The sequence below is a fragment of the Kitasatospora sp. NPDC059795 genome (assembly GCF_042732175.1).
Lineage (GTDB): Bacteria > Actinomycetota > Actinomycetes > Streptomycetales > Streptomycetaceae > Kitasatospora.
In genome coordinates, this window is sequence record NZ_JBHWID010000011.1 from 133,188 (window position 1) to 158,004 (window position 24,817).

Below are 24,817 nucleotides of genomic sequence, written 5' to 3' on the forward strand. Positions count from 1 at the left end.
ACGGAAACCGTGATCGAACCGCGCGCCCCCAGGTGGCGTCGTCGCCTCTCCCTGCTGCTGGCCGCCGTCGCTCTGCCGGCCGTCGGCGTGGGAGCGCTGACCGCCCCGCCCGCTGCCGCCGCCCCGCCCGCTGCCGCCGCCCCGCTCGCCGCCGCCGCGCCGGCCGATGACATCCGGATCAACGAGGTGGTGACGACCGGGTCGGTCAACGACTCGATCGAGCTGTACAACAAGGGCACCGCGACGATCGACCTGTCCGGGTGGATCCTCAGGGACGACAACGACAGCAACAAGTACAAGATCGTCTCCGGCACCAGCCTCGCCCCCGGCGGCTTCAAGGCGTTCGACGTGCACGGCAGCTTCGGCCTCGGCTCCGCCGACAGCGCCCGCCTGTACCTCGCCGACGGCACCACCCCGGTCGACTCGTTCAGCTGGACCTCGCACTCCAACCCGTCCTGGTCGCGCTGCGCCGACGGCACCGGCGGCTGGACCCAGGCCGCCACTCTGACGCTCGGCGCCGCCAACAACTGCGGCTCCAGCGGCGGCGGTTCCACGACGCCGGTGGCCTGGCCCGGCGGTTCGACGGTCGCCACCGCCGACGGCTCCAACGTGTTCGGCGCCGACCTGTCCGGCCTCTACCAGGAGGGCGGCGTGATGTGGGGCGCGCAGAACTCCGGCAAGCTGTGGCGGCTGGTCCCGAACGGCTCCGGCGGCTGGACGCCCGACACCGCCAACGGCTGGGGCTCCGGCAAGGCGCTGCGCTTCCCCGGCGGCTCCGGCACCCCCGACGACGAGGGCGTCACCGTGACCGGCGCCGGTTCGGCCGGCGGCGTGTACGTCTCCAGCGAGCGCAACGCCGACGCCTCGTCCACCAGTCGGCTGTCCGTGCTGCGCTACGACGTGTCCGGCACCGGTACCACGCTGACCGCCACCCGGGAGTGGAACCTCACTCCCGACCTGCCCGCCACCGGCTCCAACCTCGGCCTGGAGGGCGTCACCTGGGTGCCCGACAGCTACCTGACCGGCGCGGGCTTCAAGGACGCCGCCACCGGCGCCGCCTACGACCCGAGCCGCTACGCCGCGCACACCGGCGGCGTGTTCTTCGTCGGCGTCGAGGGCTCCGGCACCGTCTACGGCTACGTGCTGCTGGAGGCCGGCGGGTTCACCAAGGTCGCGACCGTCAGCAGCGGCATGGCCGGCGTGATGGAACTCCAGTGGGAGCCGCAGGCCAACCGCCTCTGGGTGGTCTGCGACGACACCTGTTCCGGCCAGCACCGCACCTTCCAGGTCGGCGCGAGCGGCGCGTTCGCCGTCACCGCCGTCTACAACCGCCCCTCCGGCATGCCGAACATCAACAACGAAGGCTTCACGCTCGCCGGCGCCGACGAGTGCGTGAACGGCAGCAAGCCCGTGTACTGGTCGGACGACAGCAACACCGGCAACCACGCCCTGCGCAAGGGCAGCGTCACCTGCTGACGAGGTACCGGACCCCGTGACGGCCCCGGCTGCCCAAGAGGCTGCCGGGGCCGGCGCGTCGTCAGAGGTCGGTGGGCGGCAGGGCGTCGGCGGCCGGGCCGTACTCGCCGAGGCCGGTCTCGGAGCGCAGGCGGTAGCCGTCGGCCTCGCAGGTCAGCGTCAGCCGGGACAGCCGGCCGCCGGCGTCGAGCAGCAGATCGGTCGCGCAGTCCGGCACCCGGTGCTGTGCCAGCCGCTCGCGGGCGGTGGCGTCGAGGAACCCGGAGACCTGCGCCACCGGGAGCCGCCCGACCAGGTGGAAGCCGGTGCCGCCGTGCAGGCCCCCGATCCTGGCCGGGCCCCGGAACGACCCCGGGTCGCTCCGCAGCAGCGCCTCGGCGGCCGGGCGGTGGTCGGCGAGCACCGGCTCCGCCGGGCGCGGCGACGTCCGCCACGTACCGCCGCCGGTCCGGGTGTAGGCGGTGTCCCGGGTCACCGTCAGGTAGGTCTGCCCGGTGTCGGACGTCCGGACCGTCGAACTGGTCTGCACGTCCGAGACGTTGACCGTGCCGGTGCTGCGCGCGGTGGTCGCGCCGTCCTCGACCTCAGTGCGCAGAACGGCCGAGAACGGCTGCGCCGGCGCGGCGATCGCCGCGCGGAGCCCGGCCAGTTCCTGCGTGGGGTCGCCCGGCCAGGACGCGGACGCGGAGGGCGAACGGGACGGCCCGGGCGTGCTGGTCGAGGACGCCCACGAGCACCCCGTCAGCACCAGAGCCAGCGCCGCCGCCACCGCGACCCGGCCACCCCCGCGCACCGCCACCGACACGATCCCCACCCCCACGCAGACACGCAGACACGCAGACACCCGGACATCGCCCGGCGGCGGATACGTTCTCGCAGCTCACGGGCGGCGCGCAAGCCAATTCGCGAGCAGGGGGATGACGATCCGTCAAAGTACGGAAGGGGCTCAGGAAGTGAACCCGGCGTGCACGTGGTCGTGGTGCGTCGGGTCGCTGAAGAACTGGTTCGCCGTCGCCCCGCCGGACAGCTGGCGCGGCCCGCCCACGTTGTACGAACCGGCGGCCGCGGCGGCGCGCATGAAGGAGTCGACCAGGTCGGTGGGGGTGGCCGGGTCCACCACGGGGTGGCCGTCGATCTGCCAGGTGTCGAAGGCCTTCCCCAGCGGGTGGTCGCTCGGCCGGTCGGTGCCGAACACCATGAGCGGATGGCCGGAGCGCACCACGCTGACCTGGAAGCTGTACGGTCCGGCCAGCGTCAGCATCGCGTTCAGCGCCGAGTCGTGGACCTGCCCGCTGCGGATGTCCGCGGCGGCGGCCGGCGGCAGCACGATCCGCGGCTGGGCGAGGACCCGGGTCGCCGGGTCGGGGAGGGTGGCGGCCGCCCGGCCGGGGTCGGCGGGGTGCAGGGCGGTGACGTCCCAGCGGGGCGAGGCCTGCGACAGCCGGACGTCGACCGTGGTGCCTGCCGACTGCGGAACACCGTCCGGCCCGGCCAGCCACTGGCGGCACACCACCAGGACGCTCGCCGAGTCGCTGAGCAGCCCGCCGTACTGGGCGTAGACCACCTCCACCGCCGCCTGCGGGCCCTCGGCCAGCAGCGACCCGCCCTGCTGGGTCAGCCCGGCCGGCAGCCCGAGCGCCGCCACCCGCTGCCCGGCCGCCGCCGCGCCCTGCCCGCCCGGCGGCCAGGTCCCGATCGCCTCCACCACCTGCACCGCCCGGAGTTTGACGTCCGGTTGGAGCTCGCCCGGCCCCGGCTGCCAGGCGGCGGGGGCCGGGAACGCCGAGCCGGCCGGCGACGGGGACGGCGAGGAGTCGTTCCGGGCGGTCGGGCGGGACGCGGAACAGGCCGTCAGGGCGCAGCCGAGCCCGCCCAGCAGGACGGCCCGGCGACCGGGCGGGGACGAAGGGGCGTTCATCCGGCCAGTGTCGGACGCGCGGCCGCGATCCCGGCGGCCGACCCGCCGCGAGCGCCTGTCCCGGCCCCCGGGCGGACCGTTACAGCAGGACGGCCACGATGGTGCCGCCCGCGACGATCGCGAAGAAGACCACGAGGGTGGTGACCACCGTGGCCCGGCGCCGGTAGAAGTCGTCGTGCCAGGGCACGTAGCGGTTGACGAGCACCCGGCTGCCGGTGTGGCCGCCGGCGGCGAACAGCAGCAGGCCGAAGGTGAGTTGGAGCACCCCGGACAGGCCCCAGTCGTCGAGGCCGGTCCGGCAGGAGCCGTTGTGCGTGCAGCGGACGTTCACCACCTGGCCGCTCCGCAGGACGTGCGGAGTGTCGAGGTGCCACTGCTCGGCGGCGCCGCCGGACGGGCCGTCGGCAACCCGGCCCTCGCAGGTGAAGTCCGGCCCGTGGTCGTGCTTGAGCAGGGTCGGGACGGCCCGGCAGGAGGCGACGGTCATCCGCAGCTGCGGCAGGCCGGCGGCGTCGGACCGGTCCCACAGGTTGCCCGCACCGAGCACGAGCATCAGGGCGCCGAAGCTCAGACCGAGCAGGCTGAGGAAGGCGCCGAGGGGCAGGTTGTCGCGGTCGAACGGGTCCCGGCCCCGCCACATCCGCGGCCGCTTCTTCCGCACGGCCTCCCGCTCGCGCCGTGCGGCGGCCCGCCGGGCCTGTACCTGTCGTCTCCGTCGCGCCACGTCGATCCCGCCCCCCCGGTCGTACGAGGACCGTGCGGCCCACAACGTACTCCCACCGCAGTGGAGTTGGGACGGGGGTGGTCAGACGAACATGTACAGCAGCGACCCGGCGACGGCGAGCAGGACGGCGCCGACGGCGGTCCGGGCGAGGGCGTCGCAGACGCCGTCCTCGGTGCGGCTCCTGCGACTGCCGGTGCCTGCCCGTGAGGCCCGTGGCGGCCGGGTCGCCGATGCCGTAACAGGTGGTGATCGAGGACTTTGCGTGGCGCTGGGGCACGGAGGCACAACGTACTTCCGTGCCGGGGGTCGCGGATAGGATCATGGAATGACCGAGTTCCGCATCGTGGAAGCAGTGGGGCTGTCGCCCCGCGAGACCTGGCGGCGCGTCACCGACTGGCCCCGGCACGGCGAGGCGGTGCCGTGCACCGTCGTCACCGGCGACGCCCGCACGGTCGTCGCGCGCACCGGGATCGGCCGGTTCGCGTTCGCGGACGTGATGGACGTCGAACGGTGGGAGCCCCCGCAGGGCCCCGACGGGGTCGGGCGGTGCCGGCTGGTCAAACGCGGGCCGGCGGTGACGGGCTGGGCCGAGATCGAGGTGCGGCCGTACCGGGGCGGCAGCGCCGTCCGGTGGCGCGAGGAGCTGCGGATCGGGGTGCTGCCCGCGCTGTTCGACCGGCCGACCGCGTGGTGCGGCCGGGTGGTGTTCCGGCGGGCGCTGCGCAGGCTGCTGCGCCGATGAGAAGGCCGCAGCCCCGATGAGAAGGCCGCAGCCCCGATGAGAAGGCCGCTGCGCCGATGAGAAGGGCCCGGACCGCCGCCGCGGTCCGGGCCATCACAGGTGGCGCTGCGTCAGATCAGGCCCTGGGCGAGCATCGCGTCGGCGACCAGCTCGAAGCCGGCGATGTTCGCGCCGACCACGTAGTTGCCGGGGCTGCCGTACTTCTCCGCGGTGGTGAAGCAGGAGTTGTGGATGTGCTTCATGATCTCGCCGAGACGGGCCTCGGTGTGCTCGAAGGTCCACGAGTCGCGCGAGGCGTTCTGCTGCATCTCCAGCGCGGAGGTGGCGACACCGCCCGCGTTGGCGGCCTTGCCGGGCGCGAACGCCACGCCGGCCTCCTGGAACACCCGCACCGCCTCCGGGGTGGTCGGCATGTTGGCGCCCTCGGCGACGGCCTTCACGCCGCCGCGGACCAGCGCCAGCGCGTCCGCCTCGTGCAGCTCGTTCTGGGTGGCGCAGGGCAGCGCCACGTCGCACGGGACGTTCCAGACGCCGGTGCCCGCCACGTACTTGACGTGCGGGCCGCGCGCGTCGGCGTAGTCGGAGACCCGGCCGCGACGGGACTCCTTGATCTCCTTGAGCAGGGCCAGGTCGATGCCCTTCTCGTCGACCACGTAGCCGGTCGAGTCGGAGCAGGTCAGCACCGTCGCGCCCAGCTGCTGGGCCTTCTCGATGGCGTAGATCGCCACGTTGCCGGAGCCGGAGACCACCACGCGCTGCCCGTCCAGGCTCTCGCCGCGGGTGCGCAGCATCTCCTCGGTGAACATCACGCAGCCGTAGCCGGTGGCCTCGGTGCGGGCCTGCGCGCCGCCCCAGCCCAGGCCCTTGCCGGTGAGGACGCCGGACTCGTAGCGGTTGGTGATGCGCTTGTACTGGCCGAACAGGTAGCCGATCTCGCGGCCGCCGACACCGATGTCACCGGCCGGGACGTCGGTGTACTCGCCGAGGTGGCGGTGCAGTTCGGTCATGAACGACTGACAGAAACGCATGATCTCGGCGTCCGAACGGCCCTTGGGGTCGAAGTCGGAGCCGCCCTTGCCGCCGCCGATCGGCATGCCGGTCAGGGCGTTCTTGAAGATCTGCTCGAAGCCGAGGAACTTGACGATCCCGAGGTTGACGGACGGGTGGAAACGCAGTCCGCCCTTGTACGGGCCAAGGGCGCTGGAGAACTCCACCCGGAAGCCGCGGTTGACGTGGATGTCGCCCTTGTCGTCGGACCACGGCACGCGGAAGATCAGCTGCCGCTCGGGCTCGCAGACCCGCTCGATGATCCGGGCGTCGACGAGCTCGGGACGCTGCAGCAGGACCGGGCCGAGCGTTTCGAGGACCTCGCGGACCGCCTGGTGGAACTCGTTCTCGCCCTGGTTGCGCCGCAGGACTTCCTGGTACAGCGGCTCGATCAGGCGGGAGCCGGCGTCGACGGACGCGGCAGAGTTGGGGGTGGCCGGCATCAAGGCACAACCTTCCGTGAATCGGATGGTGCACGAGGGCGCCCCCGTCCCGGGGGCAGCCCTTGGTCCTCCTCGCCGTTGAGGATCGCCGCCGGCACGCCTGATGCGCGCCGTGCGGCGGGGTGGGACCTATGGTCCACACCATTGTCCCAGTGCTGACCTGGATTCATCGACATCGTGTCCAGCATGTGAACACCCGATCAGGTGATTTCGGCCGCCCGGCGGCCTCCGGGAGCCAAACTCAAGAGCTCGTGCGGATCCGGTGACGGTTCGGTGCTGTCGATGTCGTGGCCCGCCAAGTGTCCTCCCCCTCGTGTGCGTTCGGGGCAGGGTGCCCGGCGGGGAGCGTCACGTCCGGGGCTGGATCCACCAGGCGGTGGTGGCCGGGGGGAGGGTGTCGGGCGGGCAGGGGGCGGAGGAGAGGAGGGGGGCGCCGGTGACGGGGGCGAGGGCGGGGGTGGTGCCGAAGTTGGTGGCGACCAGCAGGCCGTCGCCGCGGGTGAAGGCGAGGACGTTGGGCGGGGTCTCCAGCCAGCGGAGCGTGCCCTCGCCGAGCTGCGGGAGCAGGCGGCGCAGGTGGAGGGCCTCCCGGTACAGGTGGTACGGGGAGGCGTGGTCGGTGAGGGCGCGCTCCGCGGTGTGCAGGGCGAACGACGGGGGCTGCGGCAGCCAGCTGGGCGCGGAGCCGTCGGGGCTGAAGCCGAACGGGGCCTCGGTGCCGGACCACGGGAGCGGGACGCGGCAGCCGTCGCGGATGCCCTTGCGGCTGCCGGTGCGGAAGAAGATCGGGTCGGTGATGACGTCGTCCGGCAGGTCGTCGACCTCCGGCAGGCCCAGTTCCTCGCCCTGGTACAGGTAGGCCGCGCCGGGCAGCGCCAGCATCAACAGGGCGGCGGCGCGGGCCCGTTCGGGGCTGCCGAAGCGGGTGGTGGTGCGGACCTGGTCGTGGTTGTTGAGCACCCAGGTGACGGTGGAACCGGTGGCGGTGATGTCGCGCACCGCCGCGTCGATCACCTGGTGGAAGTGCTCGCTGTCCCACGGCGCGTGCAGCAGGTGGAAGAAGAACGCCTGGTGCAGCTCGTCCGCGCGGACGTACTTGGCCTGTTCGGCCGGGGTCGGCACGGACGCCTCGCCGACCAGCAGCCGCTGCCGGCCGTCGAGTCGGGTGTACTCCTCGCAGATCGCCCGCCAGGTCCGCCAGATGTCGTGCACCTCGGGCTGGTTCCAGGCCAGCGGGTTGACCGAGTCCCGGGTGCGCTCGTCGGCCTCCGGGTCGGGGGAGTCGGGGAGTTCGGGGTGCTTGAAGAGGCCGGCGGCGACGTCGATGCGGAAGCCGTCCACGCCGCGGTCCAGCCAGAACCGCAGGACCTTCTCGAACTCGGCCGGGACCTCGGGGTTGCGCCAGTTCAGGTCGGGCTGCTCGGGGGTGAACATGTGCAGGTACCACTGGCCGGCGGTGCCGTCCGGTTCGGTGATCCGGCTCCACGCGGGGCCGCCGAACATCGCCCGCCAGTTGTTGGGCGGCAGTTCGCCGTCGGTGCCGCGGCCGTCCGCGAAGTGGAAGCGCGCCCGCTCGGGGCTGCCGGGGGCGGCGAGCAACGCGTCCTGGAACCACGGGTGTTCGGTGGAGCAGTGGTTGGGCACGGTGTCCAGCACCAGGCGCAGGCCCAGCTTGCGGCAGTCCTCGACCAGCAGGTCGAAGTCCTCCAGGGTGCCGAACATCGGGTCGACGCCCTTGTAGTCCGCGACGTCGTAGCCGTGGTCGTGCTGCGGCGACGGGTAGAACGGGTTCAGCCAGACGCCGTCCACGCCGAGGCGCTTGAGGTACGGCAGGCGGGCCCGCACGCCCGGCAGGTCGCCGATGCCGTCGCCGTTGGAGTCCTGGAAGCTGCGCACGTACACCTGGTAGATCACCGCGTCGCGCCACCACAGGGCGTCCGGCGCGACCGGCGCCTGCTGCTCGGCGGGGAGCTCGTGCTCCGTCGGAGCGGCGGCGGACGGGCCGGGGACCTGGGCGGGGCGCGGCGGGTCGCCGGGGACGACGGACGTGATCATGCGTCACCTTCACGGAAGCGCGCGAGGGAGGTCGCGCTGGCAGGCGCGGGAACCGGCTGACTGGCCGTCAGTTCCTCTGGGATACCTGCATGTTAGGTATGAGGCCGAGTGCATGTCCAGGAGACTGCCGGGACGGTTGTCACTTCCCGTGCCTCAGGGTGTCACCTCTCGGGCGGATCCGGGTGCGGTTCCGGACGAATAACCGGGCGCGCATCGGGGTAGGGCAGCGCCCAGGAGCGCCGCCCCGGCGCACGGCCGACCAGGGCCCGACCGCCCGGCGCACCCCCGAAGTTCAAGGAGGCACCCGCGTGCGGCTACCCCTGCTCGCACTGCTCGCCATGGGCCCCGCGCACGGCTACCAGCTCCGCCGGTCCCTGGAGACCACCTTCGGCCCGGCCTACCCGCGCACCAACGACGGGCAGGTGTACATCACGCTCGGCCGACTGGAGAAGTCCGGCCTGATCGAAGGCCAGGACGTCGCCCAGGACGGCCGCCCCGCCAAGCGGGTGTTCGTGCTCACCGACGCCGGGCGGCGCGAGCTCGCCGACTGGTTCGCCCGGCCGTCCGAGGGCGCCAAGGTCCGCGAGGAGTTCTTCCTGAAGCTCGTGCTCGCCCCGCAGACCCGGCTCGCCGACCGGCGCACGCTGATCGACGTGCAGCGCTCGCACTGCCTGGCCGCCCTGCGCGGACTCGACGCCAGCGCCGACCAGTCCCGCGAACACGACGTCTCCCGGCTGCTGATCGAGGGCGCCGTGCTGCAACTCAAGGCGGAACTGGACTGGTTGGAGCGCTGCCAGCAGGAGTTCACCTAAGCCTGCGACCGGGACGGGCGCACGGGCAACGGCCGGTACTGCTCACGCTCAACGGCTGGTACTACTGGGGCATGCAGGAAGAGACGGCACGCACCGCGATCGACACGTTCATCTCCGCGTTCAACGCCTCGGACGACAGCTATGTGACCGCCCTGCTCTCCCAGGCGCTGACCTCGGACGTGGTCTTCTGGGGGCCGTTGGGCCGCAGCGAAGGAATCGCGGCGGTCGAGCGGTTCGTGCTGGACATCCGGCACCACCCGGCGGGGACCGGCACGATGGCGCGCTGCTCGGCGGTGGACATGCCCGACGAGTGGGCCCGGTACCGGTGGGTCTTCACCACGCCGGACGGAGGCCCCCGCCTGGCGGGAACGGACGTCGTCCATCTGCGGCGGAGCCTCATCGACCAGGTCATCGTCTTCGCGGGGGAGATCGAGCCGTCCGCCGCCTGAGCCGTCCTTCTGTCGCTGTCCTTCGCCGTCCTTCTCGTGCACGTGTCCCGTTCGGCACTCCGGGGTTGCGGTTCGCGGTCGGTCAGGCCGGGGCCTGGGAGGACCCGGCGCGGGAGGACCCGGCGCGGGAGGACCCGGTCCGGGAGGCTCCGGTCCGGGAGGCGGAGGCCGTCATGCCGGTCAGCATCCAGTCCAGGGCGCGGTGGAAGTGCTGTTCGCGCAGTACGGCCTCGGGCCCCTTCGGGCGTTCCGTCAGCGCGCCGGACTCGGCGATCGACGGGACCTGCAGGACCGCCTCGGTGATCTCCTCGATCAGGCCCTCCTCGGTGGTGCCCGCCGCGTCCGCCTTGTCCTGCCAGTTGACCTCGTTGGCGGTGAAGCCGTACGCGTACTGGAAGATCGCCGAGAGGGCGGCCATCGCGTCGGCCTCCGACAACGGCGAGCTGCGCGCCATCTCCACCGCGCGGGCGGAGTACCGCACCGAGTTCGGGCCGATGTTCAGGTAGTCGTTGAAGAGCCGCACCGCCCACGGGTGCGCCAGCATCGCCGCCCGCCAGGTGACCGCCAGCGCCCGCAGGCCGTCCTGCCAGCCGAGGCCGTCCTCGGGTCGCGGCAGCTCCATCTCGCCCGACACCACGTCCAGCGCCAGCTCCAGCAGGTCCTCCTTGTCGGCGACGTACCAGTACAGCGACATCGGCGTGACGTCGAGCCGGGCCGCCAGCGCGCGCATCGAGAACTTCGCCTCGCCCTGCTCGTCCAGCAGCCGCACCGCCGCCGCGACGATCACCTCGCGGTCCAGCCCGCCCGCGCCGCCGCCCGCGCCGCCGGCCGCGGGGCTCGCCGCGCGGGTGCCGCGGCGGCCCCGGGTGGGCTGCGGGGTGAGCCAGACGCTCTTCTTGACCTGTGAGGCGCGCTTGACGGCCACGCTGCTCCTTCGCGTAACGGGGGCCGGGGGCTGGGCAGTGGGACCACGGTACGCGTTCGGGCCCGCGCGAGGTGCGCGGGCCCGGGGTGCTCGGTGCCGCTAAGCCGCAGGTGAGGGCTCCGGCACCGGAGCGGGAGCGGCCGGCGGATCGGAGCGGCGCAGCAGTGCTGCCGAGACCAGGCCGCCGAGCAGGATCGCGGCGGCGCCGATCAGCTGGCTGGAGGTCAGCCCGTCGGAGAACGCCGTCCGCACCACCTCGCGGACGCCGTCGTCGGGTGCGGCGGCCAGCGCGTCCGGCAGCGACTTGGCGGCCGAGTCGGGCACCTGGCCGGGCAGGCCCGCCGCGAAGCGCGAGCCGAGCACCGCGCCCAGCACGGCCACGCCGAGGCCGCCGCCGAACTCGGTGGCGGTGCCCTGCACGCCCGCGCCCGCGCCGGCCCGCTCCGGCGGGATCGCGCCCATCAGGGCCGTGGCCATCGCCGGTTGGGCCACCGCGATGCCGGCGCCCATCAGCAGCAGGCCCGCGAGCAGGCCGGTGTACCCGTGCGCCGAGCCCGTCACGGCGATCAGCGCGAGGCCGCCGGACAGCAGCGCCATGCCGAGCGAGACCGCCCCCGGGAAGCCGAGCTTCGGCAGCAGCCGGGCGCCGACACCCGTCAGGTTGAGCAGCACGATCATCAGCGCCAGCGGGGTCATCCGCAGGCCGGCCTCCAACGGGCTGTAGCCGAGCACCAGTTGCAGGTACTGGGTGAGCAGGAACAGCGAGCCCGCCATGCCGAAGGCGACCAGGACGCCGCCGGCCGCCGCGCCGTTGAACCGGCGGTTGCGGAAGAAGGCCATGTCGAGCATCGGCGTCGGGGTGCGCAGCTCCCAGGCCACGAAGGCGGACAGCGCCGCCACGCCGATCGCCGCGGACAGCAGCACCCGGCCCGAGCCCCAGCCGTGCACCGGGCCGGAGATGATCGCGAACACCACGCCGACCATGCCGACGGTGGACAGCGCCGCGCCCGGGATGTCGGGCCGGCGGCCGGCCGGGTCGCGGCTCTCCGGCAGCAGGCGGGCCACCGCGAACAGGCCGATCAGCGCCACCGGAAGGTTGATCAGGAAGATCGAGCCCCACCAGAAGTGCGCCAGCAGCACGCCGCCGAGCAGCGGGCCGCCCGCGAACCCGAGCGAGCTGACGGCACCCCAGATGCCGATCGCCTTGGGCACCTCCTCGCCCTGGAAGACCTGCATCACCACGGCGAGCGTGGTGGTCATCAGCAGCGCGCCGCCGATGCCCATGCCGGCCCGGGCGGCGATCAGTTGGCCGGTGGACTGGGCGAAGGCGGCCGTGGCGGAGCCGATGCCGAACAGCGCGAGCCCGGCCAGCAGGGCGCGCTTGCGGCCGTACCGGTCGGCGAGGCTGCCGGCCGTCAGCAGCAGGCCGGACTGCACCAGCGAATAGGCGTTGATCATCCACTGGATGTCGGCCGTGCCCGCGCCCAACTCCTCGGTCAGCGACGGGATCGCGACGTTCAGCACGGTGTTGTCGAGCAGGACCACCAGGGTGGCCAGGCACACCACCGCCAGGATCACCCAGCGGCGTGGGTGCGGGGTGGGTGCGGGAAGAGATGGCTGTGACAAGGGGACCCCCAGAGCGGACACGGTCGGGCATGCGTTGTACACCGTAGAGGAATCCTTCTACGGTGTACAACGAATATGCGCGACAGGGTTCCGGAGGTTGACGGCTAACGCTAATAGCCTTAGCTTCAGGGGGGTCGGCGAGAGGAGAGGGCAGTGGCCATGGGGGAGTTGACGGACCGGAAGGACACCGGACCGGGCGCAGCAAGCCGGTTGGCGTGGGCGGCGCTGGCGCTGTTCACCGCCGCCTTCGCGATCTTCGAGGCCGTCGTGCACGACTGGTGGACGGGTCTGGCCGGCGCCGCGCTGTTCGCCGCCGCGCTGCCGACCGGCCCGGTGGGCCGCCACGCGCTGCCGCCGACCGCGGTACTGGTCGCCTACAGCCTCTCGCCGCTGGAGCAGCCGTGGATCTTCACCGCCGCCCTCGGCTGGCTCACCGCCGTCGCGGTCAGGCGTGCCAGCGCTGGTCGTTCGCGTCGTTGCAGTACCACTGGATGATCGCGGTGCGGTTCGCGGAGCTGCCGCCCTGCACGCTGACGCACAGGTTGGAGTTCTTGTTCCGGAACCGCATCTTCCAGGCGTCGGCCGTCATGTAGTTGTCGATGTACCAGGTCTGGTTCGCGCCGCCGTGGCACCCCCACTGGCCCAACTGGGCGCCCGCCGCGGTGGTCCAGCCCGGCGCCTCCAGGCACATGCCCCAGTTGTTCACGATCTCGTAGGCGCCACCGCCCGTGTTCTCGAACGTCCACAGCTGGTCGTTGTTGCTGTTGCAGTCCCACTCGATCGCCAGGGTGCCGTTGGCGTTGTTGCCGCCGTCGTTGCCCAGGCACTTGTTGGTGGCGTTGCTCTTCAGGTTCCCCAGGAAGTCGCTGGCCGCCGAGGCCGAGCCGGTCGAGGTCAGCGACAGCGACACGGTCAGCGCGGTGACGGCGCCGGCGGCGGTGAGCAGACGGCCGAGGCCGGTCCTGCGGGTCATGGATCCTCCATGTTGTTGCTGCGGGGTGCGATGCCGGGCCAACCTAGGCGAACGCCGGGGCAGGCCCGGTGTCGAGCTGCCCAGTGAGCCGGGCCGGGCGGTGTCGAACTGCACACCGAGCGTGTTGATCTTCCGTTCACGGCGCGGATAGCCTGGGCACGAATCGATCACGGATGTCACCCGGGGGGAAGCGACATGCGCGAGACGCCCCCACCCGGAGGCCGAACCCTCCAACGCCTGCGCCGCGCCGACGACGTCCTCGACCTCCAGGCCGCCGGCCGACGCGGCGGCACCGCCGCCGTCCTGCGCCGACTCGCCGCCCGCACCCGCGCCGGCGTCCTGCTGCTCCACCCCTCCGGCACCGACGCCTGCCCGCCGCCCACCCCCGTCACCGCCGCCGAACGCGCCCTCGCCCGCGCCGCCGTCCGCGAAGCCCTCACCCGGTCCGCCGGATCCGCCGCTGTCGGCCAGGACGCCCTGATCTGCCTGGTCGTCACCCTGCCCGGTCGGCCCGGCACCCGCCCGCCCGTCCTCGCCGCCGTCGCCCCCCGGCCCGCCCCGCCCGAACTGCCCGTGCTGCTCGCCGACGCCGCCTCCGTCCTCGGCCTCACCTGGGAGGCCGAACACGGCCGCCGCCAGGCCCACCGCGCCCGACTCGCCGACACCGGCACCCGCGAAGCCGTCCTGCACCTGCTGCTGGACGGCCAGACCGCCGTCGCCCGGCGGCTCGCCCGCACCCTGCGCCGCGAACTGCCCGACACCGTACGGATGTACGCCCTCGAAGGGCCCGCCGACGCCCGCCGCGAAGCCACCGACTGGGCAGCCGCCACCGGCGCCTCCTGGACCGGCCGCGACCCCGGAACCACCCGCACCCTCGTCCTCGCACCCGCCGCCGACACCCGGCCGCTCCCGCCCTGGCTGCACCACCCCGCCGTGGCCGACACCTGCCACGTCGGCATCAGCCTGCCCGTGCCGCTCGACGACACCGTCACCGCCCACCGCCAGGCCCTGCACGCCCTCACCGCCGCCCGCCGACACCCCGAACGCCGCGCCACCCACGCCCCACCCGGCGACCTCGCCGCCGCCCTCGGACCGGCCGGAACGCAATGGGCCGCCGCCACCCTCGCACCCCTGCACGCCTACCGCGCCGCCCGCCCCCAGGACCCCGACGGCCCCGCCCTGCTCGCCACCGCCGCCGCCTGGCTTCAGCACCCCGCCGACGCCGCCGCCCACCTCGGCATCCACCGCAACACCCTGGCCGCCCGCCTCGCCCACCTCCACCACCACCTCGGCCTCGACCCCCGCAGCCTCGCCGACCGGGCCACCCTCGCCATCGCCCTGTCGGTCATTCCTGACGGATCGTCAAGTAGTAGAGGGTGTCCGGGAGTTGACGAGCTGATGGGCCGGCCCCCGGTGGTCGAGTGGGCGCGCCGCCGACTCCACCCCCTGCACACCCCCGACACCCCGCCCGCGCTCGCCCGAACCCTCGCGAGCTGGCTCGGCAACGACGCACGAATCGCCCCCACCGCACGGGAGTTGGGACTCTCACCGGCGGCCGTCCGCAAGCGCCTCACCCGGATCGAGACGCTGCTCGCCTGCGCCCTGCTGCGCCCGCCGACCGCCGTCCACGAGCTGTGGTTCGCCCACCGCACGCTGGAGCGGGCCGGCCGCCCGTCCTGAGCGGCGCGCGCAATCGGCGGAGTCGGCAGGCGGCCCGCGCGGACGTGTGCGCAGCATGTCTGCCGGGGGTTCTTCACGGGTCGTGGCCGCCGGGCGGGCCCGCTCTTCAGGAGGCAGTGCATGAGACTACGGGCATGTTCGAGCGCGCTGGCGACCGCCGCGCTGACCGTCGGCCTGACCGCCGCCGCACCCCCGGGACAGGCTGCCGGACCGCGCGCGTTCCTGGACCGGCTGCACACCGTCGCCCCCGTCGCGTCCACCGTGCCGGGCAACGGCGACGTGAACCCGTACGGCACGTTCACGATCGAGCGGAGCATCGGGGACCTGCGCCGCGGCAACGTCCTGGTCAGCAACTTCAACAACCAGGCGAACCTGCAGGGCACCGGCACCACCCTGGTGCAGATCGCCCCGGACGGCACCGCCACGACCTTCGCCACCATCGACCCGGCCCACCTGCCCGGGCCCTGCCCCGGCGGCGTCGGCCTCACCACGGCGCTGACGGTGCTGCCCGGCGGCTGGGTGGTGGTCGGCAGCCTGCCCACCGCCGACGGGACCCCCGCCACCGCCGAAGCCGGCTGCCTGCTGGTGCTCGACCGGCACGGCACCGTCCGCGAGACCATCGCCGGGGACGGTATCAACGGCCCGTGGGACATGACCGCCGTCAGCTTCGGCGGGCGCAGCGAACTGTTCGTCACCAACGTGCTCAACGGCACCGTCGCGGCGGGCGGCGCGGAGGTCGACCGGGGCACCGTCCTGCGGATCACCCTGTGCGACGAGGGCGACCGGCCGCCGCGACGGATCGCCACCACCGAGATCGGCTCGAACTTCCCCGAACGGACCGACCCGGCCGCGCTGGTGGTCGGCCCGACCGGCGTCGGGCTCGGACGCGACGGCACGCTGTACGTCGCCGACACCGTGCTGAGTCGGATCACCGCCATCCCGCACGCGCTCACCCGCGACCACAGCGCCGGGACAGGCCGGGTCGTCACCTCCGGCGGCAGCCTCAACGGCCCGCTCGGCATGGCCGTCACGCCCGGCGGTGACCTGCTGACCGTCAACGGCCAGGACGGCAACATCGTCGAGACCACCCCCGGCGGGCGGCAGGTCGCCACCAAACAGATCAACGCCGAGGGCAACCCGCCCGGCGCGGGCGCGCTGTTCGGCCTCGCCCTGGACCTCGACCACGACGCGGTCTACTTCGTCAACGACGCCGACAACACGCTGGAAGTCCTGGAGTGAGCGGGTCCGTTGCCGGGGAACCGCGTTGGCACGGTGGGGAGTTGAACCCGACATGGTGGCTCTGGTGGCGGTGATGGGCAGTCTGGTGTTCCCGGCGGCGTTGGTGCTGGCGGGGTTCGCGGCCTCGGCGGCGCGGCGGGCGGCGGCGCGGTGGACCGGCCCGGTGGGGGCGGAACGCGGGGTCGGGGCGCAGGCCGGGGAGGAGCTGCACGCGCTGCTGTACGCGGGCAAGCGGGTGCAGCTGGAGCAGCGCCGGATCGAGCTGGTGCTGCGCGACGACGAGCACGACGGCGCGCCGCCGCGTACCGGGATCGACCTGGCGGCGGGCACGGCAAGAATCCGGCGCTCCGCGGGCTGACGGGCGGCTGCCGGCCGTCGGTGGATCGTCGGTTCCGCACGGGAGTTCCTGGTTCCGCCGTCCTGCCGCCCCGTCTGCTGCGCCGTCTGCTGCGCCGTCTGCTGCTCCGTCAGTGCGGGGCGACCCGCAGGCGCAGGCGGCGCGGGCGCAGCACGGTGGCCAGCGGTACCGGGCGCAGGTCGGCGTCCGGTTCGGGGACGAGGCGGTGGCGGGAGAGCAGGGTGGCCAGCGTCAGGACGCACTCGGCGCGGGCGAACAGGTCGCCCACGCACTTGCGGGCGCCCGTGCCGAAGGCCAGGAACGTCTGGCGGGCGGCCGGAGTGAGGCGCTCCGGTCGCCAGCGGTCCGGGTCGAACTGGGCCGGCGCCAGGTACGCGGCCGGATGGCGGGAGACCGCCGCCGGGGACATCACCACCGTGCTGCCGGCCGGGAGGGCACGGCCCGCCAGCACGGTGGGCGCGGTGGTGACCCGGGTGAACAGCCAGCCGGGCGGGTGCAGGCGCAGTGTCTCCGTCACCACCCGGTCGACGGTGCCCAGTTGCGGCAGGTCCGCCCAGCCCGGGGTGCGCCCGTCCGGCAGCGCCCGGGACAGCTCGGTCCGCACCTGCTCGGCGGCCGCCGGGTGCTGGGACAGCCGCCACAGCGACCAGGTGAGGGTGGCCGCGACGGTCTCGGTGCCCGCCGCGAGCAGGGTGATCACCTGGTCGTGCACCTCGGCGTCGGTGAGCCGTGCGCCGTCGTCGTCGCGGGCGGCGAGCAGCGCGGCCAGCAGGTCGGGTTCGGAGCCGGCGGCTCCGGTGCCGCCGGCTCCGGCCGCAGATCGGTGCGCGGCGATCAACTGTCGGGTGGCGTCGTGCAGATACGCCAGTTCGCGGCGGTAGCGCAGGTTGCCCGGCAGGGGCAGGCGGCGGACCGGCGAGGGCAGGAACATCTGCCGGAACAGGCCGTTCAGCACGGTGTCGAAGGCGTGCTCGATGCCGCGCGCCTGCTCGGCGTCGATCGCCGTCGAGTACAGCGCCCGGCCCAGAGTGCGCAGCGCGGTCCCGTGGAAGACGGGGAAGGCGTCGATCACCCGGCCCGGCCGCCAGTCGGCGGTGGCGGACGCGATCTCGGCCTGAACGGCGAGTGAGTAGCGCTCCAACTGCGGGCGGCGGAACGCGGATTGGACCAGGCGGCGCTGGTGGAGATGGTCGCGGTACGGGCAGGTGACCAGGCCGTTGCCCGCGACGTCCCGGGCCCGGTCGTAGAACACCCCGCCCTTGTCGAACAGCCGGTGGTCGGCCAGCACCTGGCTCAACAGGTCCGGGTGGCACGGCACCTGGGCGGTCGTCGGCCCCAGCCGCACCGCCACCAGGTCGCCGTGCAGGTGCAGCGAGGCCAGGTACTCCGCCGGCCCGCGCAGCAGCCGGTGCCCGTGCCCGATCAGCGGCAGGGCGCCCGGCGCGACGGCGGCGGAGTAGGTCGGGGGCTGCGACGAGGGCGGCATCCCTCCACGGTAGGCAGCGGCCGGATCGGCGGCGGACCGCGACGCCCGGCCCGGGCCGCCGGGCCGCCGATCCGGCCGCCGGGCCCGGGCGTCCCGGGCCGGGCGGGGCCGGGAACGATGGGCCGGTGGACGGCAGTTCGCGGGGTGACTCGCGGTGTGCGGGGTTGACGGGACGGTCGACGGCGGCGACGACTGGCGCCGGCCGGCCGGCCGGCTGGCTGGCTGGCTGTGGCGACGGCTAGCGGCGCGGGCGGTCGGAGCCGAGCAGGGCGGTCAGGCCGCGGCCCTCCGGGGCGAACGGGGTGCCCGAGGTGAGTCCGCGCCAGCCGACCACCAGGGCCTCACCCAGGAAGCCGATGCCGATGGACAGTTGGATCGGGCGGGCGTCGGACGGCAGCCCGGAGTGTTCGGCGAGGAACGAGAACCCGGCCATCAGCCCCAGCGAGAGTGCGGCGACCAGGAACGTCCGTGCGGTGTAGCGCTGCCACAGCACGCCCTCGCGCGCCTCGACTCGGACGGTCGCGCCGCGCAGGGCGCCCGTCGCGAGGCCGAGCGCGAGACCCGCGACGATCCACGCCCAGTCGCCCGGGCCGAGGTCGTCCCGCAGGTTGTGGCGCTGCCAGAGCGCCCACCCGCCGAGCGCGGTGAGCACCACCGGCGCCCCGAACAGGTCCCGTGCGTTGAGCGGTTCGCCGCGCAGCCGCCGGACCACCACCACGACGACCACCACCGCGATCAGGGCCGCGATCATCCATCCGTGCATCGTGCTGTTCCCCCATGGATCTTTTTTAGCTCGACTGTGCCAAAAAGAAATTTAGCGCGCCCGTGCTATAACGGCAACATGCCGAAGATCGTGGACCCGGCGGAGCGCCGGCAGGCCGTCGCGGACGCCGTCCTGCGCGTCGCCGCCAGAGAAGGACTCGAACACGCCTCGCTGCGCAACGTCGCCGACGAGGCCGGGCTGGCGATCGGCTCGGTGCGGCACTACTTCGACGGCAGCTCCGAGCTGATGATCTTCGCGATGGGGGAGCTGGCGCGCCGCATCGAAGCCCGGATCAGCACCCGCGCGGCCGCCCTGCTCGACCCCGCCGCGACCGGCGACCGGCGCGAGCGGACCGTCCAACTCCTCGCCGAGACGCTCCCGTTGGACGCCGCGCGCCGTGAGGAGGCCGGCGTCTGGCTGTCCTTCGTCAGTGCCGCCCGCACCCGCCCCGAACTGCGCGGTCGGCTCGCCACCATGCAGGCCGGCCTCGACGACCTCGTCCGCCGGGTCCTCACCGAGACCGACCGCGTCGGCGCCCTCGTCCCCGGGCTGGACCTCGACCTGGAGACCCGCCGGCTCTCCGCCCTGCTCGACGGCCTCGCCCTCCAGGCGGTCCAACACCCCCTCCTGGTCGGCCCGGACGAGCTCTGCGCCGTCCTCCGCCGCCACCTCGACGCACTGGCCGCTCCGCGATCCTGACGCCACGGTGGGGGGCTCGGTCGGGCGCTGCGCCACGCCGGGCGGCGCGGCGCCCGGCGGAACGCCCGGCCACCGGCCTACCCTGGGCAGCACGGAAGGACGGGGTTGGCGAACGTGGCACACCGGATCGACGGCAGCGCGGGGGACGTCCTCACCGCACGCCTGCGCGACCAGACCGCGAAACTCGTCGCCCTCGAACCCGACGTCCGCGCCGACCGCCCCGACGCCGTCCACCAGATGCGCATCGCCGCCCGCCGCCTGCGCAGCGCCCTGCGCACCCACCGCCGCCACCTCGCCGGCGACCACACCGCACTCGAGGACGAACTGCGCCTGCTCGGCCGGAACCTCGGCCGCGCCCGCGACGCCGAAGTGCTCGGCGAACGCCTGCTCGCCCAGGCCCGCGAACTCCCCGACGGCGGCGACCGCGAACGCGTCCTCGCCGAACTCGCCACCTGGAGCACCCGCGAGGCCCGCGAGGCCCGCACGACCGTCCTCGGCACGCTCGACAGCCGGCGCTTCCACGACCTGCTCGACGCCCTCACCGCGCTCGCCGCCGACCCCCCGCTCAACGCCCGTGCGACCAGGCCCGGCGGGCCGGAACTCACCCGCATCCTGCGCCACGAACACCACCGCACCGCCCGACGCCTCGCCGCCGCCGAGCACACGCCCGACGGCCCCGCCCGCGACCGCGCCCTGCACGCCGCCCGCAAGGCCGCGAAGCGCGCCCGCTACGCCGGCGAGACCGCCGGCCGCCCGGCCCGCAGCTACACCCGCCGGATGAAGGCGCTGCAGGACGTCCTCGGCCGCCACCAGGACGCGATCGTCGCCCGGGAGGCGGTGCGGGGGCTGTCGGACGGGGGGTTCGGGTACGGGGCGTTGTTCGGGCGGCAGGTGGGGGAGGGGGAGTTTGCGAGGGAGTTGTTGTCGGGGGTGTGGAGGCGGGCGGCGCGGGGGCCGAAGCGGATTCGGTGAAAGGCGAGTTGGGGGCGGGGGCGGTGGCGGGGCGTCAGGGGTTGAGGTGGCGGAGGGTGAACTCGGGTGCGGCGTACGGGCCGGCCTGGGGGGCGGTGGGGTCGGTGGGGCGGTCGGCGTCGGGGACGGTGGCGGCGTGGGACTCGGCGTCGTCGACGGGTGCGTAGGCGAGGACGGCCGGGTCCGGGAGTTCCCAGAAGCGGCGGGTGTTGGCGGAGACGGCGTACGCGGTGGCGAAGCGGACGGACTCCGGGGCGGTCAGCGCGGCCCGGACGAAGCCGACGCAGTCGCGCGGGCTGAGCCACGTCGACAGGTGGCGGTGCTCGGTGGGCGCGGGCTCGAAGCTGCCGATGCGCAGGCAGATGACGGACAGGCCGAACTTGTCGGCGTAGAGCTGCCCGAGAGCCTCGATCGCCGCCTTGCTCACGCCGTACAGGCCGTCCGGCCGGACGGGATCCTGCGGCCCGGTGAGACGCCCGGCGGGGTGGAAGCCCGTCACCCGGTTGCTGCCGGCCAGCACCACCCGGCGGATGCCGGTGCGCCGTGCGGCCTCCAGGACGTGGTGGGTGCCGAGCACGTTGACGTCGAGCAGATCCCGGAGCGGCGCCTCGTCGGGAATTCCGCCCAGGTGGAGCACCTGATCGGCGCCGGCGAGCGCGGACTCGACGGCCGCTGCGTCCCGCAGGTCGACGGTGTGCGCCTCCTCGTTGTCGGCCTCCGGCCGCAACGGCACCCGGTCGAGCAGGACCACGCGCTCGGCCTCGTCCCGAAGCGCCCTGCGGACGACGGTGCCGATGTTCCCCGCCGCACCCGTCAGCGCCACCGTACCCAGCTGCACTGTGCCTCCTCGTCCCGCCCGTCACGTCCCTCGCAACGTTCCTCGCATTGTTTGCCACCGGACTTCGCCGATCAAGGGAGTTGATCAGGGGCGGGACGTCAGGCCGGTGGTGGGGCAGCGGGGTCGAGGCCTGCCGTGGTGGCGGCGGTGTGGAGGAGGGTGTCGAGCATGGTGGGGGTGAGGCGGCCGGTGTAGGTGTTGCGGGGGCTGACGTGGAAGCAGCCGTAGAGGTGCAGGGGCGGGCCGGCGTCGGTGGCGGGGAGGAGGGCGTGGGCGCCGTGGCCGAAGGCGGGGCGGGGGCGGGGGACCTGCCAGCCGGCGGCGGCGAGGGCGGGGAGGACGGCCTGCCAGGCGAAGCCGCCGAGGGCGACGACGGTACGGACGGTGGGGCGAAGGTACTCGAACTCGCGGACGATCCAGGGGCGGCAGGTGTCGCGTTCGGTGGTGGTCGGCTTGTTCTCGGGCGGGGCGCAGCGGACCGGGTCGGTGATGCGCACGCCGAACAGCTCCAGGCCGTCGCCCCGCCAGGTGGAGTGCGGTTGGGAGGCGAGGCCGAGTCGGTGCAGGGACGCGTACAGCAGGTCGCCGGACGGGTCGCCGGTGAAGATCCGGCCCGTGCGGTTGCCGCCGTGCGCGGCGGGGGCGAGGCCGACGAGCACCAGGCGGGCGTCGGCGGGCCCGAAGCCGGTGATCGGGCGGGCCCAGTAGTCCTGGTCCTGGAAGGCCCGGCGCTTCACCCGGGCCGCCTCCTCCCGCCACTCGACCAGCCTCGGGCAGGCCCGGCAGTCGACGACCAGCTCGTCCAGTTCGGCCAGTCCGTGGACGCGTTCGACCTGGGCGGAGGGCAGTTCCATGGCCCCGATCCTAGGGGCGCGCAGCGACGGGAAAGCGTTTTCCGTCCGGGTCGGGAGAAGCCGGAGGACGCGGAGTAGCGTGGAAGTACGAGTCTGCGTGCCGTAGGGGTCGAGGTGACGGCGATGATCGTGGTCGACGTGGTGATTGTGCTGCTGGTGCTGGTGGCGGTGCTCGCCGGGCTGAGTGTGCGGATGGTCCAGCAGTACCAACTCGGGGTGGTGTTCCGGTTCGGCCGGGTGCTGGACGAGGTGCGGGCGCCGGGCCTGGTGCGGATCCTGCCGGTCGCCGACCGGCTGCGAAAGGTGAACGTGCAGATCATCACGATGCCGGTCCCCGCGCAGGAAGGCATCACCCGGGACAACGTGACCGTGCGGGTCGACGCGGTGGTGTACTTCAAGGTGGTCGACCCGGTGAAGGCGATCATCAACGTGCAGGACTACTCGTTCGCGATGTCGCAGGTCGCGCAGACCTCCCTGCGGTCGATCATCGGCAAGAGCGAACTGGACGACCTGCTGGCCAACCGCGAGCCGATCAACCAGGGCCTGGAGCTCATGCTCGACAGCCCCGCGCTGGGCTGGGGCATCCAGATCGACCGGGTCGAGATCAAGGACGTGGCGCTGCCCGAGTCGATGAAGCGCTCGATGGCCCGGCAGGCCGAGGCTGACCGGGAGCGGCGGGCCCGGATCATCACCGCAGACGGCGAGTACCAGGCGTCCGCGCGGCTGTCGGAGGCCGCGAAGGTGATGTCCGCGACCCCGGCCGCGCTCCAACTGCGGCTGCTGCAGACCGTGGTGGAGGTCGCCGCGGAGAAGAACTCCACCCTGGTGCTGCCGTTCCCGGTCGAGCTGCTGCGCTTCCTGGAGAGCTCCACCGAGCGCAACTCCGCGCAGGCCGTCGAGGCCACCGAGGTCGCGGCGCAGCTCGCCGAGGCCGAGGTCGAGGAACGCGAGCAGGGCGAACCGGTGCCGGGCATCGATCAGTTGGAGCTTCCGCAGGTCGCGGTGGGCGTCGACGAGACGGCGCTTCCGAAGCGTCCGGTGCCCGTCGAGCCGCCCAAACCGCATCCCAAGCCGAAGCCGCAGCCGAAGCCGCAGCCCAAACCGCAGCCGAGGTCGAAGCCACAGCCGCCGCAGTCGCACGTGCGGCACGCGGCGTGAGCGGGCGAGTGCGGGCGTGCGGGCGAGTGCGGTGCGGCCAGGGGTGGCGGGCGGGGCGGTGGCAGGGCCAGCATGGAAGACGGCCGATGGACACAACCAGTGGACCCAACCAGCTCGGGAGGTCCGGCCATGACCACCGCGAAAGAGATCATGCACCCGGGAGCGGAGTGCGTCACCGGTGAGCAGACCCTCGCCGACGCCGCCCGGATCATGCGCGAACGCGACGTCGGCGCGCTGCCGATCTGCGGCGAGAACCAGAAGCTGCTGGGCATCGTCACCGACCGTGACATCGTGCTCAGGTGTGTCGCCGAAGGGCGCGACCCCAGCACCGTCCAGTGCCTCGAACTCGCCCTCGGGCGCCCGATGGTGATCGAGGAGAACGAGGACGCGGACCTGGCACTGGGCCTGATGGAGGACCACCGGGTGCGCCGGCTGCCGGTGATCAACCACCCCGATCACAAGCTGGTCGGCATGATCAGCGAGGCCGACATCGCCCGCCACCTGTCGCAGGAACGCCTGGCGGAGTTCGTCACCGCCGTCACCGCGCGCTGACCGTGCGCCTCCCGCCGCACCGGGGTACCGGTGCGGCGGGGTCTCTCTGACGGTCCGTCAGTGCATGTACTGCTTGGGCAGCTTGGCGAGGAACGCGTCCGCGATCACCTGGTAGCCGGCGTCGTTGGCGTGGATGTCGCCGCGCGCCATGTTGGTCCACTGCATGACCCGGGCCACGTTCAGCGGCACCTGCTGGCCGCCCAGGGGCACCAGCGGCGCGAACGCGTTGGTGTCGAACGCCCCCGCCACGTCGACCGTCGGGACGCGGTGCGCGGCGTCCACCGTCTCGATCACCGAGTTGAGCGCGTTCGCCAGCGGCACCGACGCGGTCGCCATCGCCTTGCCCTGCTCGCCCGTCATCCAGGCCGCCAGGAACGGGTCGTACAGGTTCATGCCGACGATCCGGGTGTGCGGTCCGGCCGCCTGCTGGAGCTCGCCGAGGATACGGTCCAGGCCGGTGCGGACCTGCTCGATGCCGTTCAGCGCGCACGGCAGGTCCAGCGAGCCGCCGGCCGCGCAGCGCTGCACGTCGTTGGCGCCGATGTCGATCGTCACCAGCACCTCGTCCTTCCAGTGCGCCTTCAAGTAGGCAACCGCGGCGTCCAGTTGGGAGCCGCCGAAGGAGTGCGGGTACGGGCAGCCGCCGTTCGCCATGGTGCCGGTGGTCTCGCCCGGGCAGCCCAGGTCGGTGAACTGGAACGGCCGGCGGTCGTCCGCCGCCCGCTCGCCCAGCGTCCGCGCCAGGTCCTGGGCGTAGCCGCGGCCCACGACGTGGCCGCCGGTCGGCGTGGACTGGTAGCCGGCCGCCAGCGAGTCGCCGATCGCCAGGTAGTACGCGGTGGCGTGCTGCCCGCCCGGCGCCGCCGACGCGGGAACGGCCGCCGCGCCGGTGAGCGTCAGAGCGGCGAGCGCGGCCGCAACGAGCGTGCGGCGGCGGGGGATTGGGCGCATGGGGCCTCCAGGGCGAATGATCGCGATCAGACGGACCCGGAGAGGCTACTGCCGGGTACGGCGCCGGGGACAGGGGT

Annotated in this window: 25 protein-coding genes; 12 read left to right on the top strand and 13 right to left on the bottom strand. The window is 73.6% G+C overall.

Annotated features, from left to right (window positions below; translation table 11 throughout):
- The first annotated feature begins 9 nt into the window (after positions 1 to 9).
- Positions 10 to 1,476 carry a lamin tail domain-containing protein gene (locus tag ACFV4P_RS22970; protein ID WP_380473828.1) on the top strand — a complete coding sequence of 489 codons (1,467 nt, stop codon included), beginning with the start codon at positions 10 to 12 and terminating at the stop codon, positions 1,474 to 1,476.
- A 61-nt stretch (positions 1,477 to 1,537) separates the two neighbouring features.
- On the opposite strand, the gene ACFV4P_RS22975 is transcribed toward ACFV4P_RS22970, so the two are convergent.
- The 3 genes from ACFV4P_RS22975 to ACFV4P_RS22985 all read right to left on the bottom strand — a co-directional run bounded on the left by ACFV4P_RS22975 (position 1,538) and on the right by ACFV4P_RS22985 (position 4,034).
- Positions 1,538 to 2,281, bottom strand: coding sequence for a hypothetical protein (locus ACFV4P_RS22975; RefSeq protein ID WP_380473830.1), 744 nt, complete (start codon positions 2,279 to 2,281; stop codon positions 1,538 to 1,540).
- Positions 2,282 to 2,422: 141 nt separating this feature from the next.
- On the bottom strand, positions 2,423 to 3,394 hold the full coding sequence (locus ACFV4P_RS22980; RefSeq protein WP_380473832.1) for a hypothetical protein: 972 nt from the start codon (positions 3,392 to 3,394) through the stop codon (positions 2,423 to 2,425).
- Positions 3,395 to 3,473: 79 nt separating this feature from the next.
- On the bottom strand, positions 3,474 to 4,034 hold the full coding sequence (locus ACFV4P_RS22985; protein ID WP_380473834.1) for a hypothetical protein: 561 nt from the start codon (positions 4,032 to 4,034) through the stop codon (positions 3,474 to 3,476).
- Positions 4,035 to 4,443: 409 nt separating this feature from the next.
- Here ACFV4P_RS22985 and ACFV4P_RS22990 point away from each other — a divergent pair, with 409 nt between their 5' ends.
- On the top strand, positions 4,444 to 4,860 hold the full coding sequence (locus ACFV4P_RS22990; RefSeq protein ID WP_380473836.1) for an SRPBCC family protein: 417 nt from the start codon (positions 4,444 to 4,446) through the stop codon (positions 4,858 to 4,860).
- A gap of 110 nt (positions 4,861 to 4,970) precedes the next feature.
- Here ACFV4P_RS22990 and gdhA read toward each other — a convergent pair whose 3' ends face one another.
- Both gdhA and ACFV4P_RS23000 read right to left on the bottom strand, forming a co-directional pair.
- Positions 4,971 to 6,350 (bottom strand): NADP-specific glutamate dehydrogenase, encoded by a 1,380-nt coding sequence (gdhA, locus tag ACFV4P_RS22995; protein WP_380473838.1) that lies wholly within the window; start codon positions 6,348 to 6,350, stop codon positions 4,971 to 4,973.
- A 348-nt stretch (positions 6,351 to 6,698) separates the two neighbouring features.
- Positions 6,699 to 8,405 (bottom strand): glycoside hydrolase family 13 protein, encoded by a 1,707-nt coding sequence (locus ACFV4P_RS23000; protein WP_380473840.1) that lies wholly within the window; start codon positions 8,403 to 8,405, stop codon positions 6,699 to 6,701.
- Between the two features lie 308 nt (positions 8,406 to 8,713).
- On the opposite strand from ACFV4P_RS23000, the gene ACFV4P_RS23005 reads away from it, so the two are divergent.
- Both ACFV4P_RS23005 and ACFV4P_RS23010 read left to right on the top strand, forming a co-directional pair.
- Positions 8,714 to 9,217: a helix-turn-helix transcriptional regulator gene (locus ACFV4P_RS23005; RefSeq protein WP_380473842.1), complete on the top strand. Its 504-nt coding sequence runs from the start codon at positions 8,714 to 8,716 to the stop codon at positions 9,215 to 9,217.
- Positions 9,218 to 9,288: 71 nt separating this feature from the next.
- A complete protein-coding gene (locus ACFV4P_RS23010) occupies positions 9,289 to 9,666 on the top strand; it encodes a hypothetical protein (protein ID WP_073810737.1) in 378 nt (125 codons plus the stop codon).
- A gap of 82 nt (positions 9,667 to 9,748) precedes the next feature.
- Here ACFV4P_RS23010 and ACFV4P_RS23015 read toward each other — a convergent pair whose 3' ends face one another.
- Entirely contained in the window at positions 9,749 to 10,591 is an 843-nt protein-coding gene (locus ACFV4P_RS23015; protein ID WP_380473844.1) for a TetR/AcrR family transcriptional regulator, read from the bottom strand.
- Between the two features lie 99 nt (positions 10,592 to 10,690).
- A complete protein-coding gene (locus ACFV4P_RS23020; protein ID WP_380474076.1) occupies positions 10,691 to 12,229 on the bottom strand; it encodes an MFS transporter in 1,539 nt (512 codons plus the stop codon).
- A gap of 147 nt (positions 12,230 to 12,376) precedes the next feature.
- Here ACFV4P_RS23020 and ACFV4P_RS23025 point away from each other — a divergent pair, with 147 nt between their 5' ends.
- The gene (locus tag ACFV4P_RS23025; protein ID WP_380473846.1) at positions 12,377 to 12,712 is read left to right on the top strand and encodes a hypothetical protein; all 336 of its coding nucleotides are present in this window, start codon (positions 12,377 to 12,379) and stop codon (positions 12,710 to 12,712) included.
- Here ACFV4P_RS23025 and ACFV4P_RS23030 read toward each other — a convergent pair.
- On the bottom strand, positions 12,663 to 13,190 hold the full coding sequence (locus tag ACFV4P_RS23030; RefSeq protein WP_380473848.1) for an RICIN domain-containing protein: 528 nt from the start codon (positions 13,188 to 13,190) through the stop codon (positions 12,663 to 12,665). The two genes, ACFV4P_RS23025 and ACFV4P_RS23030, sit on opposite strands and share 50 nt — an antisense overlap.
- Positions 13,191 to 13,385: 195 nt before the next feature.
- Between ACFV4P_RS23030 and ACFV4P_RS23035 the strand changes: the two genes are divergently transcribed.
- From ACFV4P_RS23035 to ACFV4P_RS23045, 3 genes are all read left to right on the top strand, one after another.
- Complete coding sequence (locus tag ACFV4P_RS23035; RefSeq protein WP_380473850.1) at positions 13,386 to 14,870, top strand: helix-turn-helix domain-containing protein; 1,485 nt, start codon at positions 13,386 to 13,388, stop codon at positions 14,868 to 14,870.
- Between the two features lie 120 nt (positions 14,871 to 14,990).
- Positions 14,991 to 16,109, top strand: coding sequence for a hypothetical protein (locus ACFV4P_RS23040; protein ID WP_380473851.1), 1,119 nt, complete (start codon positions 14,991 to 14,993; stop codon positions 16,107 to 16,109).
- A 52-nt stretch (positions 16,110 to 16,161) separates the two neighbouring features.
- On the top strand, positions 16,162 to 16,467 hold the full coding sequence (locus ACFV4P_RS23045) for a DUF6191 domain-containing protein (protein ID WP_380473853.1): 306 nt from the start codon (positions 16,162 to 16,164) through the stop codon (positions 16,465 to 16,467).
- A 109-nt stretch (positions 16,468 to 16,576) separates the two neighbouring features.
- On the opposite strand, the gene ACFV4P_RS23050 is transcribed toward ACFV4P_RS23045, so the two are convergent.
- Positions 16,577 to 17,953 (bottom strand): cytochrome P450, encoded by a 1,377-nt coding sequence (locus tag ACFV4P_RS23050; RefSeq protein WP_380473855.1) that lies wholly within the window; start codon positions 17,951 to 17,953, stop codon positions 16,577 to 16,579.
- A gap of 238 nt (positions 17,954 to 18,191) precedes the next feature.
- Positions 18,192 to 18,716 (bottom strand): DUF1453 domain-containing protein, encoded by a 525-nt coding sequence (locus tag ACFV4P_RS23055; RefSeq protein WP_380473857.1) that lies wholly within the window; start codon positions 18,714 to 18,716, stop codon positions 18,192 to 18,194.
- Between the two features lie 78 nt (positions 18,717 to 18,794).
- On the opposite strand from ACFV4P_RS23055, the gene ACFV4P_RS23060 reads away from it, so the two are divergent.
- Together ACFV4P_RS23060 and ACFV4P_RS23065 are read left to right on the top strand one after the other, a co-directional pair.
- Complete coding sequence (locus tag ACFV4P_RS23060; protein ID WP_380473859.1) at positions 18,795 to 19,415, top strand: TetR/AcrR family transcriptional regulator; 621 nt, start codon at positions 18,795 to 18,797, stop codon at positions 19,413 to 19,415.
- A gap of 114 nt (positions 19,416 to 19,529) precedes the next feature.
- Positions 19,530 to 20,387, top strand: coding sequence for a CHAD domain-containing protein (locus ACFV4P_RS23065; protein ID WP_380474079.1), 858 nt, complete (start codon positions 19,530 to 19,532; stop codon positions 20,385 to 20,387).
- A 34-nt stretch (positions 20,388 to 20,421) separates the two neighbouring features.
- On the opposite strand, the gene ACFV4P_RS23070 is transcribed toward ACFV4P_RS23065, so the two are convergent.
- Positions 20,422 to 21,225, bottom strand: coding sequence for an NAD-dependent epimerase/dehydratase family protein (locus ACFV4P_RS23070; RefSeq protein ID WP_380473861.1), 804 nt, complete (start codon positions 21,223 to 21,225; stop codon positions 20,422 to 20,424).
- A 98-nt stretch (positions 21,226 to 21,323) separates the two neighbouring features.
- Entirely contained in the window at positions 21,324 to 22,079 is a 756-nt protein-coding gene (locus ACFV4P_RS23075; protein ID WP_380473863.1) for a uracil-DNA glycosylase, read from the bottom strand.
- Positions 22,080 to 22,202: 123 nt separating this feature from the next.
- Between ACFV4P_RS23075 and ACFV4P_RS23080 the strand changes: the two genes are divergently transcribed.
- Positions 22,203 to 23,237, top strand: coding sequence for a slipin family protein (locus ACFV4P_RS23080; RefSeq protein ID WP_380473865.1), 1,035 nt, complete (start codon positions 22,203 to 22,205; stop codon positions 23,235 to 23,237).
- A 129-nt stretch (positions 23,238 to 23,366) separates the two neighbouring features.
- Positions 23,367 to 23,789, top strand: coding sequence for a CBS domain-containing protein (locus ACFV4P_RS23085; RefSeq protein ID WP_073810754.1), 423 nt, complete (start codon positions 23,367 to 23,369; stop codon positions 23,787 to 23,789).
- 57 nt (positions 23,790 to 23,846) lie between these two features.
- Here the strand turns inward: ACFV4P_RS23085 and ACFV4P_RS23090 are convergent, their stop codons facing one another.
- Positions 23,847 to 24,740 (bottom strand): SGNH/GDSL hydrolase family protein, encoded by an 894-nt coding sequence (locus ACFV4P_RS23090; RefSeq protein ID WP_380473867.1) that lies wholly within the window; start codon positions 24,738 to 24,740, stop codon positions 23,847 to 23,849.
- Between the last annotated feature and the right edge of the window lie 77 nt (positions 24,741 to 24,817).

What these genes read in the sequence shown, in the direction of transcription:
- ACFV4P_RS22980 (WP_380473832.1), bottom strand. Translation starts at nt 3,394, where the DNA reads ATGAACGCCCCTTCGTCCCCGCCCGGTCGCCGGGCCGTCCTGCTGGGC.
- ACFV4P_RS22985 (WP_380473834.1), bottom strand. Translation starts at nt 4,034, where the DNA reads ATGTGGCGGGGCCGGGACCCGTTCGACCGCGACAACCTGCCCCTCGGC.
- ACFV4P_RS22990 (WP_380473836.1), top strand. Translation starts at nt 4,444, where the DNA reads ATGACCGAGTTCCGCATCGTGGAAGCAGTGGGGCTGTCGCCCCGCGAG.
- gdhA (WP_380473838.1), bottom strand. Translation starts at nt 6,350, where the DNA reads ATGCCGGCCACCCCCAACTCTGCCGCGTCCGTCGACGCCGGCTCCCGC.
- ACFV4P_RS23000 (WP_380473840.1), bottom strand. Translation starts at nt 8,405, where the DNA reads ATGATCACGTCCGTCGTCCCCGGCGACCCGCCGCGCCCCGCCCAGGTC.
- ACFV4P_RS23010 (WP_073810737.1), top strand. Translation starts at nt 9,289, where the DNA reads ATGCAGGAAGAGACGGCACGCACCGCGATCGACACGTTCATCTCCGCG.
- ACFV4P_RS23025 (WP_380473846.1), top strand. Translation starts at nt 12,377, where the DNA reads ATGGGGGAGTTGACGGACCGGAAGGACACCGGACCGGGCGCAGCAAGC.
- ACFV4P_RS23030 (WP_380473848.1), bottom strand. Translation starts at nt 13,190, where the DNA reads ATGACCCGCAGGACCGGCCTCGGCCGTCTGCTCACCGCCGCCGGCGCC.
- ACFV4P_RS23035 (WP_380473850.1), top strand. Translation starts at nt 13,386, where the DNA reads ATGCGCGAGACGCCCCCACCCGGAGGCCGAACCCTCCAACGCCTGCGC.
- ACFV4P_RS23040 (WP_380473851.1), top strand. Translation starts at nt 14,991, where the DNA reads ATGAGACTACGGGCATGTTCGAGCGCGCTGGCGACCGCCGCGCTGACC.
- ACFV4P_RS23045 (WP_380473853.1), top strand. Translation starts at nt 16,162, where the DNA reads ATGGTGGCTCTGGTGGCGGTGATGGGCAGTCTGGTGTTCCCGGCGGCG.
- ACFV4P_RS23050 (WP_380473855.1), bottom strand. Translation starts at nt 17,953, where the DNA reads ATGCCGCCCTCGTCGCAGCCCCCGACCTACTCCGCCGCCGTCGCGCCG.
- ACFV4P_RS23055 (WP_380473857.1), bottom strand. Translation starts at nt 18,716, where the DNA reads ATGCACGGATGGATGATCGCGGCCCTGATCGCGGTGGTGGTCGTCGTG.
- ACFV4P_RS23060 (WP_380473859.1), top strand. Translation starts at nt 18,795, where the DNA reads ATGCCGAAGATCGTGGACCCGGCGGAGCGCCGGCAGGCCGTCGCGGAC.
- ACFV4P_RS23075 (WP_380473863.1), bottom strand. Translation starts at nt 22,079, where the DNA reads ATGGAACTGCCCTCCGCCCAGGTCGAACGCGTCCACGGACTGGCCGAA.
- ACFV4P_RS23080 (WP_380473865.1), top strand. Translation starts at nt 22,203, where the DNA reads ATGATCGTGGTCGACGTGGTGATTGTGCTGCTGGTGCTGGTGGCGGTG.
- ACFV4P_RS23085 (WP_073810754.1), top strand. Translation starts at nt 23,367, where the DNA reads ATGACCACCGCGAAAGAGATCATGCACCCGGGAGCGGAGTGCGTCACC.
- ACFV4P_RS23090 (WP_380473867.1), bottom strand. Translation starts at nt 24,740, where the DNA reads ATGCGCCCAATCCCCCGCCGCCGCACGCTCGTTGCGGCCGCGCTCGCC.